We start from the raw sequence: 20,808 nt of genomic DNA, 5'->3' as shown, positions 1-20,808 counted from the left end.
CTTGTTATCCCTGTTCATCGGCCAGGCCCAGCGCCTGGTACATCGCCAGGTAATCGCGTTCGAAGATCGCGGCCTTGCGCTGCAGTTCTTCCCGCTTGTCGGCGGGCGTGGTCAGTGGCTGGCCATCCTTGTGCACCGGCGTATCGGACGATGCCAGTTGCGCCCAGGCGAAGTTGCACCAGGCGCTGGCGCCGCGCAGTCCGCGCGCCTGCGCCAGCAGGAACAGTTGCGGGATGCGGGGCATCGGCAGGCCGCCGCCCACCAGCGCCGAGGCCAGGTGGTGGATGTCGTCGTGGCCGCGCGCATGGTCGAGCAGCGCCAGGTTCAGGCGGCGGCAGCTGGTACTGGCAGCGGCAGCTGCCTGCGGCGCCTGGGCCGGCGCCAGCACGCCCATGCCGCACAGGATGAACACCGCTTCGAACAGCTGGCGCACGCCGCCACGCATCGGCGCCAGCACTTCGAGCTCGGCCACCGTGCGCGGCTGGTGGTCCTGCAGCGCTGCCAGCAGCGGCGCATACATGGTTTCGTTGAGGGCGATGGCGAAAGCGCCGGTGCGCACGGTGAGGTCGATGTCGGCGCGCGGCATCACCAGCACCACGCGCTGGCTGCGCATCGCCGCCTCGTGCGCCGGCGCAGCGAGCCGGCTGCCGCCATCACCGTCCAGACCCTGCGGCCGGTCCGGCGCCTTCACCCAGTAATCGCGGCGGAAATGCTGGTTCAGCAGCAGGTCGCGCACACCCTGGCGCCGCACCGGATCCGGCAGCTGCGCCAGCAGGGCGCGCTGGGGCGCGGTGAGATGGAACAGGTCGAGCTGGTCGAGGTGATGGGCCGGGCAGGCGTACACCAGGCCGGCGTCGGCCAGAACAGCTGCCTGTTCGGTAAAATCGACCGGTTGCCAGTCGGCGTTGAAGTATTCGTGGGCCAGGTAGCGGCGGTCGTGCTGGCGCAGGCCGGCCAGCCGTGCGGCCACCTGCGGATAGGCTTGCAGGTAGGCGGGACAGGTGGCCTGCAGCCGGTCGGCGAAATCGAGCGCAGCGTCGATGCGGTGCGCGAGGCGGTCGCCGGGCGCGGTCATGCGCGCGACATATGTGCTCAGCAGGTCGCGCAGCGGCACCATCGGCGCCCAGCCCGGCTGGCAGTTGTAGCTCATGTAGAGCACCCCGCCAGGCTTGAGCTTGCGCTGCACGAAGTCGCGCAGCAGCGTGCGATTGGCGGGCGAGACCCAGCTCCACACGCCGTGCAAGGCGATGAAATCGAAGTCGGGCAGGTCGGTGCGGGCGCAGTAATCGTCGAACGACTGGTCGGTCAGCTGCGCACCGCTGCCGGCCGCCTGTGCCAGCTGCGCGGCAAAGCCGGCCTGGACGGGATTGAAGTCGGTGCCATACCACGCGACACTGGCGGCGGCCGCATGGATGTTGGTGGACAAGCCCTGGCCAAAGCCCAGTTCGCAGGCGGTGGCCACTGCCGGCATGGCCACCCCGGCATGGGTCAGCGCCATGGCAGCGTGCAGCGGGCCGAGTTCGCGATAGTAGCCGTGGGTGTAGTCGATGCCGTCCACGTAGCCGCCGGTCCACTGCGTCATTGCATGCCTTATCAAAGAGACATCAGGAAAGATCGGCCCATTCTAGCAGCGAAGCCCTGGTGTGGGCGAAAAAAAGGCCGCCCGCAGGCGGCCTTTCAGGGCGACGCCGGCGCTCAGGCCGGGAGCTTGGCCAGCTGCTCGCGCATCTTGTCCAGCGTGGCCGAGAAGTTGGCCACGCGGTCCTTTTCCTGCGCCACCACCTCGGCCGGGGCGCGCGCAACAAAACTCTCGTTCGACAGCTTGCCGTTGGCCTTGGCGATCTCGCCTTCCACGCGCGTGATTTCCTTGGTCAGGCGTTCGCGCTCGGCTTTCACATCGATCTCGACCTTGAGCATCAGCTTGGTCGTGCCGACGATCGCCACCGCCGCCGGCGAATCGGGCAGGGCGTCGACGATCTGCACCTCGGCCAGCTTGCCCAGCGCCTGGATGTACGGCGCGCATAGGGCCAGCGCCTCCTTGTCGGCCGCGTTGGCCGGTTCGACGATCAGCGGCACCCGCAGCGACGGCGCCAGCTGCATTTCGCCGCGCAGGTTGCGGGTGGCGTCGATCAGCGACTTCAGTTGCAGCATCCACGCTTCGGCCGTCTCGTCGATATGGGCCGTGTCGGCGACCGGGTACGGCTGCAGCATGATCGATGCCTTGTCGCCGGCCGCTTTGCCGGCCAGCGGCGCTACCGCCTGCCACAGCGCTTCGGTCACGAACGGGATGATCGGGTGCGCCAGGCGCAGCACCACTTCCAGCACGCGCAGCAGCGTGTGGCGGGTGGCGCGCTGCTGGCCTTCGGTGCCGTGCTGCACCTGCACCTTGGCCACTTCCAGGTACCAGTCGCAGTACTCGTCCCAGACGAACTTGTAGATGCTTGAGGCGATATTGTCGAAGCGGTAGTCCTCGAAGCCCTTGGCCACGTCCAGCTCGGCCTTTTGCAGTAGCGAGATGACCCACTTGTCGGCGTTCGACAGGTCGGCGTCGCTGGCGCTGCAATCCTTGCCTTCCGTGTTCATCAGCACGAAGCGGGTGGCGTTCCACAGCTTGTTGCAGAAGTTGCGGTAGCCTTCGGCGCGGCCGAGGTCGAAGTTGATGTTGCGGCCCAGCGAGGCGTACGAGGCCATCGTGAAGCGCACGGCGTCGGTGCCGTAGGCGGCAATCCCTTCCGGGAATTCCTTGCGCGTGGCTTTTTCGATCTTGAGCGCGTCCTTCGGATTCATCAGGCCGGTGGTGCGCTTGGCCACCAGCGCATCGACACCGATGCCGTCGATCAGGTCGATCGGGTCGAGCGTGTTGCCCTTCGACTTGGACATCTTCTGGCCGGTCGAATCGCGCACCAGGCCGTGCACGTACACGGTTTCGAACGGCACCTTGCCCGTGAAGTGCAAGGTGAACATCACCATGCGCGCCACCCAGAAGAAGATGATGTCGAACCCTGTGACCAGCACCGACGACGGCAGGAACGCTTTCAGGTCCGGCGTTTCCTCGGGCCAGCCCAGGGTGGAGAACGGCACCAGCGCCGACGAGAACCAGGTATCGAGCACGTCGGCGTCGCGGCGCAACGGACCGGTGCTGCCGGCCGCCTGCTGCTTGGCCACGGCTTCGGCTTCGGACTTGGCCACGAAGATGTTACCGGCTTCGTCGTACCAGGCCGGAATCTGGTGGCCCCACCACAGCTGGCGCGAGATGCACCAGTCCTGGATGTTGTTGAGCCACTGGTTGTAGGTGGTGCTCCAGTTCTCGGGCACGAACCTGATCTCGCCGCTGGCGACTTTTTCCAGCGCCGTTTCGGCGATCGATTTACCGGGGAAGAAGGTGCCTTCCGGCGCCGGCTTGCTCATGGCGACAAACCACTGGTCGGTCAGCATCGGCTCGATCACCACGCCGGTACGGTCGCCGCGCGGCACCATCAGCTTGTGCTTTTTGACTTCTTCGAGCAGGCCGGCCGCCTCGAGGTCGGCGACGATCTGCTTGCGCGCGGCGAAACGGTCCATGCCGCGATACTGTTCGGGCGCTTCGTCATTGATCTTCGCGTCGAGCGTGAAGATCGACAGCATCGGCAGCTTGTGGCGCTGGCCGACCGCGTAGTCGTTCTGGTCGTGCGCGGGCGTGATCTTCACGCAGCCGGTGCCGAAGGCCTTGTCGACGTATTCGTCGGCGATGATCGGAATCTCGCGGCCGACCAGCGGCAGCGTCAGCATCTTGCCCACCAGCGCAGCATAGCGCTCGTCGGTCGGATCGACCGCCACGGCGACGTCGCCGAGCATGGTCTCGGGACGGGTGGTGGCCACCGTGATCGCGCCGCTGCCGTCGGCCAGCGGGTACTTGATGTACCACATCGAGCCATCTTCCTCTTCCGATACCACTTCCAGGTCGGAGACGGCAGTGCCCAGCACCGGGTCCCAGTTGACCAGGCGCTTGCCGCGGTAGATCAGGCCCTGCTCGTGCAGGCGCACGAACACGTCCGTCACCACTTTCGAGCGCGTCTCGTCCATGGTGAAGTATTCGCGCTGCCAGTCGGGCGAGGCGCCCAGGCGGCGCATCTGGCCGGTGATGGTGGAACCCGATTTTTCCTTCCACTCCCACACGCGCTTGATGAATTCCTCGCGGCCGAGGTCGTGGCGCGAAATCTTTTGCGCGTCGAGCTGGCGCTCGACCACGATCTGGGTGGCGATGCCGGCGTGGTCGGTGCCGGGGATCCAGGCCGTGTTATGGCCGAGCATGCGGTGGTAGCGCGTCAAGCCATCCATGATGGTCTGGTTGAATGCGTGCCCCATGTGCAGGGTGCCGGTGACGTTCGGCGGCGGCAGCTGGATGCTGAACGACGGTTTGCCGGCGTCGAGGGTGGCGGTGTAGTAACCGCGCGATTCCCACTCGGTACGCCAGAATTGTTCAATGTCGGCAGGCTCGAAAGACTTGGCTAATTCCATGATAGGGCAGAGTAGTGTGCGAAAACGCCCATTATAAAGGACGCGCACGCTGCCGCGGCGGGGAGCCGGGGCCTGCATGGCCTTGTTCCACAATCGCCGGCACGCGGTTATAATCGGGGCGCTGCCCGGTGCATCGTACCGGTCTGCACACGCTAGGGGTCCTGCGCACGGCATACAGCTGCGGCGCGGGTGAGAAATACCCTCCGAACCTGATCTGGATAATGCCAGCGAAGGGAAGCTCAGGATTGCGCCGCCAGGTCACGCTCGACGTGGAGACGGTGGGTCCTCCCTCCTTTGCTGGCTCCTGTAGCCAACCTAGGAGCCACATGAACGCGCACCAGAAATTCCTCTCCGCCACCGCCACGGTGGACCAGGCAGCCATCGATCCGCTGCCCAATTCCAGCAAGGTCTATGTCCAGGGCAGCCGTCCCGACCTGCGGGTGCCGATGCGCCGCATCACCCAGGCCGATACGCCCGCCTCGTTCGGCTTCGAGACCAACCCGCCCGTGTACGTGTACGACACTTCGGGCCCGTACACCGACCCCGACGCCGTGATCGACATCCGCTCGGGCCTGGCCGCCACGCCGCGCCTGCCGTGGATCCTCGAGCGCGGTGACACCGAGGAGCTCGACGGCCCCACGTCCGACTATGGCCGCGCGCGCCTGGCCGATCCGGCGCTGGCCGAGCTGCGTTTCAACCTGCGCCGGCTGCCGCGCCGCGCCCGCGAAGGCCGCAACGTCACGCAGATGCACTATGCGCGGCAAGGCATCATCACGCCGGAAATGGAATTCGTGGCGATCCGCGAAAACCTGCGCCGCCGCGAATACCTGGCCGAACTGAAGGATGCAGGGCCGATGGGCCAGCGCCTGGCCGACCTGATGGGGCGCCAGCACCCGGGGCAGTCGTTCGGCGCCAGCATCCCGCCCGAGATCACGCCCGCATTCGTGCGCGACGAGATCGCCCGCGGCCGCGCCATCATCCCCGCCAACATCAACCACCCGGAAGTGGAACCGATGATCATCGGCCGCAATTTCCTGGTCAAGATCAACGCCAACATCGGCAACTCGGCGGTCACGTCCTCGATCGGCGAGGAGGTGGAAAAGATGACCTGGGCCATCCGCTGGGGCGGCGACAACGTGATGGACCTGTCCACGGGCAAACACATCCACGAGACGCGCGAATGGATCATCCGTAACAGCCCGGTGCCGATCGGCACGGTGCCGATCTACCAGGCGCTGGAAAAGGTCAACGGCAAGGCCGAGGACCTGACCTGGGAAATCTTCCGCGACACGCTGATCGAGCAGGCCGAGCAGGGCGTCGATTACTTCACCATCCACGCCGGCGTGCTGCTGCGCTATGTGCCGCTGACGGCCAGGCGGCTGACCGGCATCGTCTCGCGCGGCGGCTCGATCATGGCCAAGTGGTGCCTGGCCCACCACCAGGAATCGTTCCTGTACACGCACTTCGAAGAGATCTGCCAGATCATGAAGGCGTACGACGTCTCGTTCTCGCTCGGCGACGGCCTGCGCCCCGGCTCGATCTACGATGCCAACGACGAAGCCCAGCTGGGCGAACTGAAAACGCTGGGCGAACTGACGCAAATCGCCTGGAAACACGACGTGCAGGTGATGATCGAGGGACCCGGCCACGTGCCGATGCAGCTGATCAAGGAAAACATGGACCTGCAGCTGGAACAGTGCCACGAGGCGCCGTTCTACACGCTGGGGCCGCTGACCACCGACATCGCCCCCGGTTACGATCACATCACGTCCGGCATCGGCGCCGCGCAGATCGGCTGGTACGGCACCGCCATGCTGTGTTACGTCACACCCAAGGAGCACCTGGGACTGCCGGACAAGAACGACGTCAAGGACGGCATCATCACCTATAAAATCGCCGCGCACGCGGCCGACCTGGCCAAGGGCCACCCGGGCGCCCAGATCCGCGACAACGCGCTGTCGAAGGCGCGCTTCGAATTCCGCTGGGACGACCAGTTCAACCTGGGCCTGGATCCTGACAAGGCGCGCGAATTCCACGACGAGACGCTGCCCAAGGACTCGGCCAAGGTCGCCCATTTCTGTTCGATGTGCGGCCCCCATTTCTGCTCGATGAAGATCACCCAGGAAGTGCGCGAGTACGCGGCCGCCAACGGCATGAGCGACGGCGCCGCGCTGGCGCAGGGCATGCAGGTCAAGGCCGTGGAATTCGTCAAGAACGGCGCCGAGCTGTATCGCAAGCTGTGACGGAGGGCGCCATGATCGAGATCGAACTGAACGGCGCGCCGCACGCGGTGCCGCCGCGCCAGACGCTCGACCAGCTGGTCGAGAGCCTGTCGCTCACCGGCCAGGCGCTGGCGCTGGCCGTCAACCGCGCGGTAGTGCCGCGCCAGCAGTGGCCGCAGCGCGCGCTGCAGCCGCAGGACAAAGTGGACATCGTGCGCGCCATCGGTGGCGGCTAATAGGAAAGGACAAGACATGACACAAGACGTATTGACCATCGCAGGCAAGACTTACCGATCGCGCCTGCTGGTGGGCAGCGGCAAATACCGCGACCTGCAGCAGACGCGCGAGGCCACCGACGCGGCCGGCGCGGAAATCATCACGGTGGCCATCCGCCGCGTCAACATCGGCCAGGACCCGAAGGCGCCCAGCCTGCTCGACGTGCTGCCGCCGTCGCAGTACACGATCCTGCCCAACACGGCCGGTTGCTACACGGCCAGGGACGCGATCTACACGCTGCAGATGGCGCGCGAACTGCTCGACGGTCACAAGCTGGTCAAGCTCGAAGTGCTGGGCGACGAAAAAACGCTGTTCCCGCACATGCCCGAAACCCTGGTGGCGGCCGAAGCGCTGGTCAAGGACGGCTTCGACGTGATGGTCTACTGCAGCGACGACCCGATCCAGGCAAAGCTGCTGGAAGACATCGGCTGCGTGGCGGTGATGCCGCTGGCGTCGCTGATCGGCTCGGGCATGGGCATCCTCAATCCGTGGAACCTGTCGCTGATCATCGAGCAGGCCACGGTGCCGGTGCTGGTCGATGCGGGCGTGGGCACGGCATCCGATGCGGCGATCGCCATGGAACTCGGCTGCGACGGCGTGCTGATGAACACGGCGATCGCCGGCGCGCGCGACCCGGTGCGCATGGCGCACGCCATGAAGCTCGGTGTGCAGGCCGGGCGCGAAGCGTTCCTGGCCGGGCGCATCGCGCGCAAGTTCGCCGCTTCGCCGTCGTCACCGATGGCGGGCCGGCTGGCCTGATGGTGAGCATAACGGCGCGCATGGCCGCCACGCCGCTGCAGCACCCGTGCGTGCTGGTGTTCGCCGGGCTCGATCCGTCCGGCGGCGCCGGCCTGGTGGCCGATGCCCAGGCCGTGGTGGCGCAGGGCGCCCATGCGCTCACCGTCTGTACCGCGCTTACCGTGCAGGACAACGACCGCGTGTTCGCGGTCGAACCGGTGGCGGCCGAACTGGTGCTGCGCCAGGCGCGTGCATTGACTGCGAAGATCACCATCGGCGCCGTCAAAATCGGCATCCCCGGCAGCGCTGCCAATGCACTGGCGATCGCCGAGGTGATCCAGGAACTGCGCGCCACGCACGCGCAGCTGCCGGTCGTGCTCGACCCGGTCCTGGCCAGCGGTCACGGCGACGTGCTCACGCCGGGCGACGCGGTGGCGGCGCTGGCGCCGTTGCTGCCGCTGGTGACGGTGCTCACGCCCAACGGCCCGGAAGCCCACCGGCTGACTGGCGTGCACGATGTGGCGGCCCAGGCGGCCGTGCTGGGCGGGCAGGGCTGCCGCAACGTGCTGGTCACCGGCGGCCATGGCGCTGGCCCGACGCTGGTCAACCACTGTTACGGCGACGTGCGTCACCGGTGGCAATGGCCGCGCCTGCCGGGACAGTTTCATGGCAGCGGCTGCACGCTGGCTGCCGCCATCGCCGGCCGGCTGGCGCTGGGCCTGCCCGTGCTGGCTGCCCTTGAACAGGCCCAGCATTACTGCTTTACCGCGCTGCGCGACGCTTACGCCGTGGCCCCCGGCCAGCGCATGCCGCTGCGCTAACGAAAGAGGAACATCATGCAAGGACTTTATCTGGTCACCCCCAACTGGGATGACACCGACCGCCTGCTGGACGTGACGGAACAGGCATTGCAGGCCGGCCGGTCCAGCAAGCCGGTCGCCCTGCTGCAGTACCGCCACAAGCATGCCGGTCCGTCACTGCGCCGCGAGCAGGCCACGGCGCTGCTGGCGCTGTGCCGCCGCCACGGCGTGCCCTTCATCGTCAACGATGTCGTGGCCTTGTGCGAGCAGATCGATGCCGACGGCGTGCACGTGGGCGGCACCGACGCCAGCGTGGCTGCCGTGCGCGCGCAACTGGGCGCCGGCAAGATCGTCGGCGCCTCGTGCTACGGCGACCTGGCCCTGGCCGTGGCCGCGCAGGACGACGGCGCCAGCTACGTGGCGTTCGGCGGCTTTTATCCGTCACTGGTCAAGAAGTACGACTTTGTCACTGCGCCAGCACTGCTGGACCGGGCGCGCACCGTGATCCGCGTACCGACCGTGGTGATCGGCGGCATGACGCCGGAAAACGCCGCGCCGCTGGTCGCGCGCGGCGCCGACATGGTGGCAGCGATCACCGCTGTGTATCAGCCACAGCGGCCGCAAACCGTGACAGACGCGGTTCACGCGTTTGCCGCGTTGTTTTCCGGTCGTGTAACCGGGTAACGCTCAGGAGGAAACCTTGAATGGTGGAAGCTTTTCAGCTTTATAATGGGGTTGTTAGCAATAGCCCAAGGTTGCCGCCACATGCCAAATTCCCTGCCCCAGAAACGTCAGATCCTGATTGTCGATGACGACCCCTTATTGCTCGACTTTCTCGGCGAAGTGCTGGGCCATGCCGGCTACGAGATCCTCAAGGCTTCCTCGGCAGAACAGGCGCTGCAGCTGATCGCCCAGCGCGAACCGGACATGGCGCTGCTCGACATCCACATGCCCGGCATGACCGGCCTGGAACTGGCCAAGCAGCTGCACGCCACCAGCTCGGTGCCGTTCATGTTCCTGTCCGGCCGCGGCGACGCCGACGCCGGCAAGCAGGCCGCCTCGTACGGCGCGGTCGGTTTTCTGGTCAAACCGGTGGACGAGAAACAGCTGCTGCCGGCGTTTGCCGCCGGGCTGGCGCGCGCCGACGAGATCCGCCAGCTGCGCCGCACCGAACTGAACCTGAACGCGGCGCTGGCGGCCGGCCGCGAAACCAGCCTGGCCGTCGGCCTGCTGATGTGCAAATTCCAGACCGACCGCAACACCGCGTTCGAGGTACTGCGCGACCACGCCCGCTCGAACCGCCGCAAGGTCAACGAGGTGGCCGACCAGTTGCTGGCGGCCGAGGAAACACTCAACGGCTTGCATGCTGCATTCAACCAGCGGCTGAAAAAATAAGCAAAAACGCCGTGGAGTTGCTTGCTCTACGGCATTTTTGTTGTACACTGTTAACTGTCGAAGGCCTTCACGCCGCGACATGACGCAACAGGCCGCGCGATCGCGCCCCGCCTGCCGCCGTCCGGGCTGCCTTTTCCCTGCGCCCGTCCCCAGTTCTCGGCCCAACTCCGCCGATCGTTCCCGTCAGTCCTGCTGACGGCTGTGATTTTTTGCGGAGACCGCCATGCCTTTCGATACTGTCAGCACCACCCAACGTCCTTCCTCCGAGCGCGACACCGGCGCCGGCATCGGCTTTTCCATCTACATGACCGCGCCGCGCGTGCTGCACGTCGACAGCGACGCCGACACGGCGCTGGTGCTGTCGGCGCTGCTGGTGCCGGAAACCCGGGTGACCCACGTCGCCACCCTGGCAGCGGCCCAGGAATTGCTGCAGACCGAGCAGTTCGCAATGGTCGTGATCGATCCCGACCTGCGCGACGGCGACGCCGGCCTGCTGCTCGACAACCTGCACCACCTGCAACCGGGCGCCCGCGTGCTGGTGTACTCGGCCCGCCATCCCGATGCCAACATCCCGGGCGGCGCCTTCCTGCCCAAGCCATGGACTTCGCCGCGCCAGCTGTGGCGTACTGTGTCCGATTTGCTCGATCTCGGCCACACCATGCCGGTCGAGCCGCAGTGAGCGACTGCCCAGCCTCCATAGCTGCGTTGCTACGCCTCGCCGTACTAGCGTACTGTCTTCGTCGCTGCGCCTTGCTCTGTAGGCCGGGGCAGCCGCTCACGGCGCCAGCGCTGCATTGCAGTTCGTTGCCGTACTAAGGCACTATCTTCGTCGCTGCGCCTTGCTTTGAAGGCTGGGGTAGCCGCTCAGGCCGGGCAGAGCGCACAGATCCGCTGGGGCTTGTTATCATGGCGAATTCCAGATAACCGCCAGAGGACTAACGATGAAAACCAAAGCAGCCGTTGCATGGAGCGCGGGTCAGCCGTTGACGATCGAGGAAGTGGACCTGCAGGGCCCGCGCGCCGGCGAGGTGCTGATCGAGCTGAAGGCCACCGGCATCTGCCACACCGATTACTACACGCTGTCCGGCGCCGACCCGGAAGGCATTTTCCCGGCCATTCTCGGCCATGAAGGCGCCGGCATCGTGGTCGATGTCGGCCCCGGCGTGACCACGCTGAAAAAGGATGACCACGTCATCCCGCTGTACACGCCCGAATGCCGCCAGTGCAAGTTCTGCCTGTCGCGCAAGACCAACCTGTGCCAGGCCATCCGCTCGACCCAGGGCCGCGGCCTGATGCCCGATGCCACCAGCCGCTTCTCGCTCGACGGCAAGCCGCTGTTCCACTACATGGGCACGTCCACCTTCTCGAACTACATCGTGGTGCCGGAAATCGCGCTGGCGAAGATCCGCGAGGACGCGCCGTTCGACAAGGTCTGCTACATCGGTTGCGGCGTGACCACCGGCGTCGGCGCCGTGGTGTTCTCGGCCAAGGTGGAAGCGGGCGCCAACGTGGCAGTGTTCGGCCTCGGCGGCATCGGCCTGAACGTGATCCAGGCCGCCAAGATGGTGGGCGCCGACAAGATCATCGGCATCGACATCAATCCGGCCCGCCAGGAGATGGCGCGCAAGTTCGGCATGACCCACTTCATCAACCCGAAAGACACGCCGAACGTGGTCGACCACATCGTCCAGCTGACCGACGGCGGCGCCGACTACAGCTTCGAGTGCGTCGGCAACACGCAGCTGATGCGCGAGGCGCTCGAGTGCACCCACAAGGGCTGGGGCCAATCGTTCATCATCGGCGTGGCAGCAGCGGGCCAGGAAATCTCGACCCGTCCGTTCCAGCTGGTGACCGGCCGCGAGTGGAAAGGCTCGGCCTTCGGCGGCGCCCGTGGCCGTACCGACGTGCCGAAGATCGTCGACTGGTACATGGACGGCAAGCTCAATATCGACGACCTGATCACGCACCGCCTGCCGCTCGAACGGATCAACGAAGGCTTCGACCTGATGAAGTCGGGCGAGTCGATCCGCTCGGTCGTGCTGTACTGATCTGCCGGCAGGGCGCGCCCGGGTTCGCCGACCCTGGCGGTGCTTCGATGGGCATCCCGGTATAATCACGGGATGCAAAATCTTCTCCATAACCTGAACGACGAACAACTGGCCGCCGTCACCCTGCCGGCCCAGAGCGCCCTGATCCTGGCCGGCGCCGGCTCCGGCAAAACCCGGGTGCTGACCACCCGCATCGCCTGGCTGATCCAGACCGGGCAAGTGTCGCCGTCGGGCATCCTGGCCGTCACGTTTACCAACAAGGCCGCCAAGGAGATGATGACGCGCCTGTCGGCCATGATGCCAATTAACACGCGCGGCATGTGGATCGGCACCTTCCACGGCCTGTGCAACCGGCTGCTGCGCACCCATTACCGCGACGCCGCGCTGCCGCAAACGTTCCAGATCCTCGACTCGCAGGACCAGCTGTCCGCCATCAAGCGCCTGCTCAAGGCCAACAATGTCGATGACGAGAAGTTTCCGCCGAAAGAGGTGATGTACTTCATCAACAACGCCAAGGACCAGGGCCTGCGCGCCGACAAGATCGAGCCGTACAACGCCGACGAGCGCAAGAAGGTCGAGCTGTACCAGCTGTACGACGACCAGTGCCAGCGCGAAGGCGTGGTGGACTTTGCCGAACTGCTGCTGCGCACCTATGAGCTGCTGAGCCGCAACCAGCCGCTGCGCCAGCACTACCAGCAGCGCTTCCAGCACATCCTGGTCGATGAGTTCCAGGATACCAACGACCTGCAATACAAGTGGCTCAAGCTGCTGGCCGGCCATGGCGAAGGCGGCGGCGGGGCCTTGTTCGCGGTCGGCGACGACGACCAGAGCATCTATGCCTTCCGCGGCGCCAATGTCGGCAACATGATCGCGTTCGAGCGCGAATTCCACGTCAAGAATCTGATCAAGCTCGAGCAGAACTACCGCTCGCACGGCCACATCCTCGATGCCGCCAACGTGCTGATTGCCAACAACAGCAAGCGCCTGGGCAAGAACCTGCGCACCGACGCCGGCCACGGCGAACAGGTGCGCGTGTACGAGGCCACGTCCGACCTGGGCGAGGCGCAGTGGATCATCGAAGAGACGAAAAACCTGATCGCCGACGGCGCCGCCCGCAGCGAGATCGCCGTGCTGTACCGTTCCAACGCGCAGTCGCGCGTGATCGAGCACGCGTTCTTCTCGGCCGGCATTCCGTACCACGTGTACGGCGGCCTGCGCTACTTCCAGCGCGCCGAGGTCAAGCACCTGATCTCGTACCTGCAGCTGATGGACAATCCGCACAACGATTCGGCCTTCCTGCGCGTGGTGAATTTCCCCACGCGCGGCATCGGCGCCCGCACCATCGAGAATCTGCAGGGCGCGGCCAGCCAGTACGGCGTGTCGCTGTACGCGGCCGTGCCGTACATGACCGGCAAGGGCGGCACGTCGCTGGCCGGCTTCGTCAAGCTGATCGAGGGCGCGCGCTTCGACACCCAGCAACTGGCCTTGCCGGAACTGGTGCGCGTGGTGCTCGAAGCGAGCGGCCTGCTGACCCATTACCAGACCGAAAAGGAAGGCGCCGACCGCATCGAAAACCTCGAGCAGATGGTCAGCGCCGCCACCCAGTTCGTGGCGGAAGAAGGTTACGGCCATGGCGCCCCGGCGCACCTGGGGCCGCAGTCGCAGGCGCAGGCCGGTGCAGCGATCGTCAACGAAGATGGCATCGAAATCCTCGACGCCGATGCACCGCTGGCCACCGTGATGTCGCCGCTGTCGGCCTTTTTGTCGCATGCGTCGCTGGAAGCGGGCGACAACCAGGCCACGGCCGGCCAGCAGGCGGTGCAGATGATGACCGTGCACTCGGCCAAGGGCCTGGAATTCAACAATGTCTTCATCACCGGGCTGGAAGAGGGCCTGTTCCCGCACGAGAGCAGCTCGCGCGAGGATGGCGGCGTGGAAGAGGAGCGGCGCCTGATGTACGTGGCGATTACGCGCGCGCGCCAGCGCCTGTACCTGTGCTTTGCGCAGACGCGCATGCTGCACGGCCAGACCCGCTACAACATGAAGTCGCGCTTCTTCGACGAACTGCCCGAGGACGCGCTCAAGTGGCTCTCGGCCAAGGTGCAGGGCCACTGGTTCGCCAACAAGAAAACCCCGTGGGACGAGGCGCCGCTGATCGGCTCGGACAATGCGATCGCCCAGAAGATCCAGCAAAAGGCGTCGGGCTGGCGCATCGGCGAATCGGTGCAACACGCCAAGTTCGGCGAGGGCGTGATCGTCAACATCGAAGGCAGCGGCGCCAATGCGCGCGCGCAGATCAACTTCGGCAGCGCCGGCATGAAGGTACTCGACCTCAGTATCGCCAAGCTGGAGCGGCTGGGAGCCTAACAAAAAGGGCGCCCTCGGCGCCCTGTGTGTTTATGCCGGCGGTGCCGGCTGGTCGGGTTGGTCCGGGTAATCAGGATCGACCGCCGCCTGCTCCTGCGGCTGGTCGAACAGTTCGCGGTACGCCGCGTACAGCGTGCAGTGCGCCAGCACGATCAGCAGCAGCAACAGCGAAAAAATGCACGCCATGCCCAGCGGCGAGGTGCCGAACAGCAGCGCCACGATGTTGGAGCTGACGAAATACATCAGGTGCAAGGCCACGGTGGCGACGAACACCGGCTTGAAGGCCCGCACCACCGACACCACGCTGAAAAACAGCGCCTTGCCTACCGTAAGTTTTTGCCAGTACACCAAAGGTGCGGCAAAACAGGTCAGTACCCAGCTGATGGTGTAGATCGCCGAGGCAATCAGCATCGGCACCACCATGGTCTGCGCCAGTGCCGGATCGATCTTGTCCGGGTGCTCGGCAATGCGCAGCAGCGTGTCGCCGGACAACAGGTAGATCACGGCGGCTGCGCCCAGCAACACGCCCACGTTGAGGGCCCCCAGACCCAGCAGCGGCCCCCGGCCCGGCTTGCGGAAGCCGCTCAGCAGCAGATTGGGCAGCACACGCTGGCCCTGGTCCGCCTGCTGGCAGCCTGCGAGCAGGGCGACCGAGAACAGCGGCATCAGCACGAACACGGCCAGCTGCCCACCGGGAATGAGCAAGATGAACATGGACAGGAACAGGCAGCAGAAGAACAGCGCCATCAGGCCGCCAGGTTGCTTACGGAACAGCAGCAAACCCTGTTTAACCCAGTGCAAGCCGGTGCGGGCGGTATAGTTGGTCATCAGAAAAGCTTCGGCGCCAGCGTGGCGATACGTTCGCGCAAGATGCGCTCAAAGTGGGTGGGATCGTGCGGCGTGAGCATTTCTGCCTCGCGCGGCTGGTAGTAATCATACAGGCGCGACAGCCAGAACCGTAGCGCGCCTGCGCGCAGCATGGGTTGCCAGGCCGACTGCTCGGCCTCGGTGAACGGCCGCACGCGCTGGTAGGCGTCGAGCAGGGCGCGCACGCGCGCCACGTCGAGCACGCCGGTGGCCAGATCGATGCACCAGTCGTTGACGGTGACGGCCACGTCGAACAGCCAGGTATCGCAGCCGGCAAAGTAAAAATCGAAGAAACCGGTCAGGCGGTCGCCGTCGAACATCACGTTGTTGCGGAACAGGTCGGCATGGACGGGCCCGGTCTGCAATTGGCGGTAGGTGTCGCTGGCAGCGAACGCCTGCTGGAATTGCATTTCGGTCTGCAGCAGGTCGGCATTGCTGGCCGACAGGTGCGGCAACACCTGGGGCGCGGTGGCGGTCCACCAGTCCAGGCCGCGCAGATTGGGCTGGTGCAGCGGGTAATCGCGGCCGGCCAAGTGCATGCGCGCCAGCATGGCGCCCACTTCGGTGCAGTGCACCGCTTGCGGCGCCAGTTGCGAGCTGCCTTCGAGCTTGGTGACGATGGCGGCCGGCTTGCCGTGCAGGGCGACGATCAGTTCGCCATCATGGCTGGCGATCGGCGCCGGCACCAGGATCTGGCGGTCGGCCAGGTGGCGCATCAGCTGCAGGTAGAACGGCAGCTGCGCGAACGACAGGTTTTCAAAGATGGTGAGCACGTACTCGCCGCGCTCGGTGTCGAGGAAGAAATTGCTGTTCTCGATGCCGGAAGCGATGCCCCTCAGGGCGGTGGGCTTGCCGAGAGGGAATTGTTTGATCCACTGGTGGACATCGTCCAGGGTGACTGGAGTAAATACTGCCATGAGAAGCTTGGTCGGTTCGGTGAGCGGGCGTGCCGTGGGCCACGTGTGCGCTGGAATCCTGCGCTGCGGCCAGGCACAGCGTCAGGTGCTTAATAAAATCTGGAAACTTGGGCGGCCCGTGCCGGGCATTGCGCCAGCACGGGGCTGCTGCGCCGCAATTGCCCCGGATTGCCGTTATTTGCTTGCCGGCGGTGGCGGCGGTGCCGGTGCCTCGTCGGCGCTGTCGTCATCGACCGGCGTCTTTTTCTTCGGGCCGCCGAATTCGAAGACTTTCCACTGCGGGCCGCTGAGGGCGGGGCCGGGGCCTTCGCCAACCGGCACCGGGCCGGCCGGATGGGCCGGGCGCACCGTGTACGTGCTGCCGCCGGCAGTGACGGTGGTATTGATCAGGTTGCCGTTATTGTCGCGGTTATCCTTGATCTGGGTACCCTGCTGCGACTGGTTGGACTTGATGTTGACGCCGTCTTCGGTGACTTCCTCGAGCTTTTCCATCTTGGGCGGCTTGTCGCTGGGCGGCGTTTGCGCCCAGGCGTGGGCGGTGGCGCCGATGGTGAGGAGCAGGACAGGCAGGAGGGATGCGGTGCGCTTCATGATGGTTCGCCTTGGGTAGTCTGACCAGTAAGGGTTTCAGTATGATCCATTGTAACAAACGTGCACGATTCCCCCTGCTAAAAAACCGATTTCCGCTTCCCCAGTAAGGTTTCTGGCAGAAACGTCGGTGTGGCCGCGCCGTCCGCGTGGCGGGCAAGGCGTGGCGTAAAACCTGCGATAATGTGCGATACGCTCTGCGAGCGCTGCGGCAGTTCCCTCGGAGGCTGTGGCAGCGCGGCGCACGCCCCTCACATTGATCAGTTTCCTATGCAAAATACCCTGCTGTTAGTCGACGGTTCCAGTTACCTTTATCGCGCCTTCCACGCGCTGCCCGACCTGCGCAGCCCGGACGGCTACCCCACCGGCGCCATGCACGGCATGGTCAATATGCTGCGCCGCCTGCGCGCCGATTACCCGGCTGCCTACATCGCCTGCGTGTTCGATGCCAAGGGCAAGACCTTCCGCGATGAAATGTATCCGGAGTACAAGGCTACGCGCGCGCCGATGCCGGACGATTTGCGCCTGCAGATCGAACCGATCCACGAGGCGGTCAAGGCCATGGGCTGGCCGATCCTGATGGTGGACGGCGTGGAGGCGGACGACGTGATCGGCACGCTGTGCGTCGATGCGGTCAAGGCCGGCATGAAGGTGGTGGTGTCCACCGGCGACAAGGACCTGGCCCAGCTGGTCAATCCGAACGTCATGCTGATCAACACCATGAACAACGAAAAGATGGACGAAGCCGGCGTGCTGGCCAAGTTCGGCGTGCCGCCGAACCGCATCATCGATTACCTGACCCTGATCGGCGACACCGTCGACAACGTGCCCGGCGTCTCGAAATGCGGTCCGAAGACGGCCGTGAAATGGCTGACCGCCTATGACACGCTCGACGGCGTGATGGAGAATGCCGACAAGATCGGCGGCGCGGTCGGCGAAAACCTGCGCACCGCGCTGGCCTGGCTGCCGCGCAGCCGCGAACTGATCACGGTAAAAACCGATTGCGACCTGGCCGCGCACATGATGTCGATCACCGAGTCGCTGGTGGCGCGCCCGGAAGAGGGCGCCACGCTGGTGACCTTCTTCACCAAGTACGGTTTCAAGACCCTGCTGCGCGACCTGAACGCGGTCACGCCAGCGGCGTCCGTTACTGCCGCAGCGGCCAAGGCGGTGCCGGCCGGCGGCGCCGTCTCGGCCACGCAAGACATGTTCGGCGAAGCGCCCAAGGTCAACGTCAACTACGAGATGGTGCTGACCGACGATCAGCTCGACAAGTGGCTTGCGCTGATCGACGCGGCTGCCCTGACCGCCGTCGATACCGAGACCACGTCGCTTGAACCGATGACCGCGCAGCTGGTCGGCATTTCGCTGTCCACCGAGCCGGGCGTGGCCTGCTACATCCCGGTCGCCCACGCCTACCCGGGCGTGCCGCAGCAGCTGGCGCGCGAGCACGTGCTGGACAAGCTGAAACCGTGGCTGGAGGACGAGAACAAGCGCAAGGTCGGCCAGAACCTCAAGTACGACAGCCACATCTTCGCCAATCACGGCGTGACGCTGCGCGGCATCGAGCACGACACGCTGCTGCAATCGTACGTGTTCGAATCGCACCGTACCCACGGCATGGACGACCTGGCGCTGCGCCACCTGAACCACACCACGATCCCGTTCGTGGACGTGTGCGGCAAAGGCGTCAACATGATCACCTTCGACAAGGTGGAACTGCAGCGCGCCACCGACTACGCGGCCGAGGACGCCGACATCACGTTGCGCCTGCACGGCGTGATGCAGGCCGAGGTCGAGAACGACGAAAAGCTCCGCTACATCTACCGCCAGATCGAGCTGCCGACCGCCGTGGTGCTGCAGAAGATCGAGCGCAACGGCGTGTGCGTCGATGCGGCGCTGCTCGACGCGCAATCGGCCGAACTCGGCGTGCGCATCGCCGAACTCGAGGCGCAGGCGCACGAGCTGGCCGGTCAGCCGTTCAATCTCGGCTCGCCCAAGCAGATCGGCGAGATCTTCTTCCAGAAGCTGCAGCTGCCGGTGGTGAAAAAGACCCCGAGCGGCGCGCCCTCGACCGACGAGGAAGTGCTGCAAAAGCTGGCCGAGGATTACCCGCTGCCCAAGGTCCTGCTCGAGTACCGCAGCCTGTCCAAGCTCAAGTCCACCTACACCGACAAGCTGCCCAAGATGATCAACCCGGACACGGGCCGCGTGCACACCAATTATGCGCAGGCGGTGGCGGTGACAGGACGCCTGGCGTCGAACGATCCCAACCTGCAGAACATCCCGGTGCGCACCCGGGAAGGCCGGCGCATCCGCGAAGCGTTCGTGGCGCCGCCGGGCAGCCACCTGGTGTCGGCCGACTATTCGCAGATCGAGCTGCGCATCATGGCCCATATCTCCGGCGACGAAGCGATGCTGCGCGCGTTTGCCGACGGCGAGGACATCCACCGCGCCACCGCCGCCGAAATCTTCGGCGTGCCGCCGGCCGACGTGACCAGCGAACAGCGCCGCTACGCCAAGGTCATCAACTTCGGCCTGATCTACGGCATGAGCGCGTTCGGCCTGGCCGCCAACCTGAACATCGAGCGCGCCGCCGCCCAGAACTATATCGACCGCTACTTCGCGCGCTTCTCGGGCGTGAAGCAGTACATGGACGACACGCGCCTGCAGGCCAAGGCGCGCGGCTACGTGGAAACCGTGTTCGGCCGCCGCCTGTGGCTGCCCGAGATCAATTCGCCGAACGGCCCGCGCCGCCAGGGCGCCGAACGGGCGGCGATCAATGCGCCGATGCAGGGCACGGCCGCCGACCTGATCAAGCTGGCCATGGTGGCGGTGCAGAACTGGCTCGAAGCGGACCGGCTGCACACGCGCATGATCATGCAGGTGCACGACGAACTGGTGCTGGAAGTGCCGGACGCCGAACTCGAACTGGTCAAGCAAAAGCTGCCGGAACTGATGGCCGGCGTGGCGCAGCTGAAAGTGCCATTGCTGGCCGAGGTCGGTGTCGGCAAGAACTGGGAAGAGGCGCACTGAGCGCTGACTGCGGCAGCGCCGGCCGCAGATGACAGGTCACCGTCATTGCCGCGCAGGCGGCAATCCCATCGTTTGCCGTCCGCGCAGCGGCATGACGGTCAGGCAGCGCAATCGTTTTCTGGTGTTCACTTACGGAGGCAATACATGGATGACTTGCAACGCGACGCCGAGAGTTTGTTGACCAAAACCCCGTTATCGGACGGCCTCGACCGCCGCGACTTCATCAAGGTCGCGCTCGGCACCGGCTTTGCCGTGGCCGCGCTGCCGGTCGTGGCGCAAAACGTCATCAAGACCGATACGGCCGGCCTGACCGCCGGCACCGTGACGCTCGACGTGGCCGGACAGGCCGTGCCCGTCTATCGCGCTGAGCCGGAAGGCAAGACCAACCTGCCGGTGGTGCTGGTGATTTCCGAAATCTTCGGCGTGCACGAGCACATTGCCGACGTGGCGCGCCGCTTTGCCAAGCTCGGCTACCTGGCGCTGGCGCCGGACCTGTTCGTGCGCCAGGGCAATCCGCAAAAAGCTGCCTCGATGGCCGAGCTGCAGCGCGACATCATCGCCAAGACGCCGGACGCGCAAGTGATGACCGACCTCGACGCCGTGGTGGCCTGGGCCAGGGCCAACCATGGCAACGCCGACAAGATCGCCATTACCGGTTTCTGCTGGGGTGGCCGCATTACCTGGCTGTACGCGGCCCACAATCCGGCGATCAAGGCCGGCGTGGCGTGGTATGGCCGGCTGGTGGGCGCCACCAATGCCTACACGCCCAGGCATCCGGTCGATATCGCGCCATCGCTGACGGTGCCGGTGCTGGGCTTGTACGGCCTGAAGGATACCGGCATTCCACAGGAATCGATCGAGGCGATGAAGGCGGCGCTGGCCAAGGGGCCGAACAAGTCCACCTTCGTGGTCTATCCGGATGCGGGCCATGCGTTCCACGCCGACTACCGCCCGAGCTACGTCGAGGCCGACGCCAAGGATGGCTGGGGCCGCACGCTGGCGTGGTTCAAACAGAACGGCGTGGCATAACTCTGCCGAAAGAGGGGGCGACGGCCCG

16 protein-coding genes and 1 riboswitch are annotated in these 20,808 nt (G+C 65.6%); of the genes, 11 read left to right on the top strand and 5 right to left on the bottom strand.

Features of this window, described 5'->3' with window-relative positions:
- Window positions 1-4: 4 nt before the first annotated feature.
- Window positions 5-1,582, bottom strand: a complete 1,578-nt coding sequence (locus ASF61_RS16370) for a methyltransferase regulatory domain-containing protein (protein ID WP_056157846.1) — start codon at window positions 1,580-1,582, stop codon at window positions 5-7.
- 113 nt (window positions 1,583-1,695) lie between these two features.
- Entirely contained in the window at window positions 1,696-4,497 is a 2,802-nt protein-coding gene (locus tag ASF61_RS16365; protein ID WP_056157842.1) for a valine--tRNA ligase, read from the bottom strand.
- 144 nt (window positions 4,498-4,641) lie between these two features.
- Window positions 4,642-4,750: riboswitch (TPP riboswitch) on the top strand.
- Between the two features lie 73 nt (window positions 4,751-4,823).
- Here ASF61_RS16365 and thiC point away from each other — a divergent pair.
- The 9 genes from thiC to ASF61_RS16320 all read left to right on the top strand — a co-directional run bounded on the left by thiC (window position 4,824) and on the right by ASF61_RS16320 (window position 14,343).
- Entirely contained in the window at window positions 4,824-6,740 is a 1,917-nt protein-coding gene (gene thiC / locus ASF61_RS16360) for a phosphomethylpyrimidine synthase ThiC (protein ID WP_056157839.1), read from the top strand.
- Between the two features lie 11 nt (window positions 6,741-6,751).
- The gene (gene thiS, locus ASF61_RS16355; protein ID WP_056158267.1) at window positions 6,752-6,955 is read left to right on the top strand and encodes a sulfur carrier protein ThiS; all 204 of its coding nucleotides are present in this window, start codon (window positions 6,752-6,754) and stop codon (window positions 6,953-6,955) included.
- Window positions 6,956-6,971: 16 nt separating this feature from the next.
- Window positions 6,972-7,754 (top strand): thiazole synthase, encoded by a 783-nt coding sequence (locus tag ASF61_RS16350; protein ID WP_056157837.1) that lies wholly within the window; start codon window positions 6,972-6,974, stop codon window positions 7,752-7,754.
- Window positions 7,754-8,554: a hydroxymethylpyrimidine/phosphomethylpyrimidine kinase gene (locus ASF61_RS16345; RefSeq protein ID WP_056157834.1), complete on the top strand. Its 801-nt coding sequence runs from the start codon at window positions 7,754-7,756 to the stop codon at window positions 8,552-8,554. Before ASF61_RS16350 ends, ASF61_RS16345 begins: the two co-directional genes overlap by 1 nt.
- A gap of 15 nt (window positions 8,555-8,569) precedes the next feature.
- Entirely contained in the window at window positions 8,570-9,217 is a 648-nt protein-coding gene (gene thiE, locus ASF61_RS16340) for a thiamine phosphate synthase (protein ID WP_056157832.1), read from the top strand.
- Window positions 9,218-9,298: 81 nt separating this feature from the next.
- Window positions 9,299-9,928: an ANTAR domain-containing response regulator gene (locus ASF61_RS16335; protein ID WP_200919882.1), complete on the top strand. Its 630-nt coding sequence runs from the start codon at window positions 9,299-9,301 to the stop codon at window positions 9,926-9,928.
- 223 nt (window positions 9,929-10,151) lie between these two features.
- Window positions 10,152-10,607 (top strand): response regulator, encoded by a 456-nt coding sequence (locus ASF61_RS16330; protein WP_056157826.1) that lies wholly within the window; start codon window positions 10,152-10,154, stop codon window positions 10,605-10,607.
- Between the two features lie 262 nt (window positions 10,608-10,869).
- Complete coding sequence (locus tag ASF61_RS16325; RefSeq protein WP_056157823.1) at window positions 10,870-11,976, top strand: S-(hydroxymethyl)glutathione dehydrogenase/class III alcohol dehydrogenase; 1,107 nt, start codon at window positions 10,870-10,872, stop codon at window positions 11,974-11,976.
- A gap of 72 nt (window positions 11,977-12,048) precedes the next feature.
- Window positions 12,049-14,343, top strand: a complete 2,295-nt coding sequence (locus ASF61_RS16320) for a UvrD-helicase domain-containing protein (RefSeq protein ID WP_056157819.1) — start codon at window positions 12,049-12,051, stop codon at window positions 14,341-14,343.
- Between the two features lie 30 nt (window positions 14,344-14,373).
- On the opposite strand, the gene ASF61_RS16315 is transcribed toward ASF61_RS16320, so the two are convergent.
- The 3 genes from ASF61_RS16315 to ASF61_RS16305 form a co-directional block, all read right to left on the bottom strand.
- A complete protein-coding gene (locus ASF61_RS16315; protein WP_056157816.1) occupies window positions 14,374-15,171 on the bottom strand; it encodes a BPSS1780 family membrane protein in 798 nt (265 codons plus the stop codon).
- Window positions 15,171-16,127 (bottom strand): homoserine kinase, encoded by a 957-nt coding sequence (locus ASF61_RS16310; RefSeq protein ID WP_056157813.1) that lies wholly within the window; start codon window positions 16,125-16,127, stop codon window positions 15,171-15,173. The genes ASF61_RS16315 and ASF61_RS16310 overlap by 1 nt, the downstream gene beginning before the upstream one ends.
- A 174-nt stretch (window positions 16,128-16,301) precedes the next feature.
- Window positions 16,302-16,718, bottom strand: a complete 417-nt coding sequence (locus tag ASF61_RS16305) for a hypothetical protein (protein WP_056157812.1) — start codon at window positions 16,716-16,718, stop codon at window positions 16,302-16,304.
- 267 nt (window positions 16,719-16,985) lie between these two features.
- On the opposite strand from ASF61_RS16305, the gene polA reads away from it, so the two are divergent.
- Together polA and ASF61_RS16295 are read left to right on the top strand one after the other, a co-directional pair.
- On the top strand, window positions 16,986-19,751 hold the full coding sequence (polA, locus tag ASF61_RS16300) for a DNA polymerase I (protein WP_056157807.1): 2,766 nt from the start codon (window positions 16,986-16,988) through the stop codon (window positions 19,749-19,751).
- 144 nt (window positions 19,752-19,895) lie between these two features.
- Complete coding sequence (locus ASF61_RS16295; RefSeq protein ID WP_056157804.1) at window positions 19,896-20,780, top strand: dienelactone hydrolase family protein; 885 nt, start codon at window positions 19,896-19,898, stop codon at window positions 20,778-20,780.
- Window positions 20,781-20,808 lie beyond the last annotated feature (28 nt).

This window comes from Duganella sp. Leaf126, assembly GCF_001423125.1.
Classification (GTDB): domain Bacteria; phylum Pseudomonadota; class Gammaproteobacteria; order Burkholderiales; family Burkholderiaceae_D; genus Rugamonas.
Note: the sequence above shows the minus strand (reverse complement) of the source record. Positions and strands in the feature narration are given on the sequence as shown.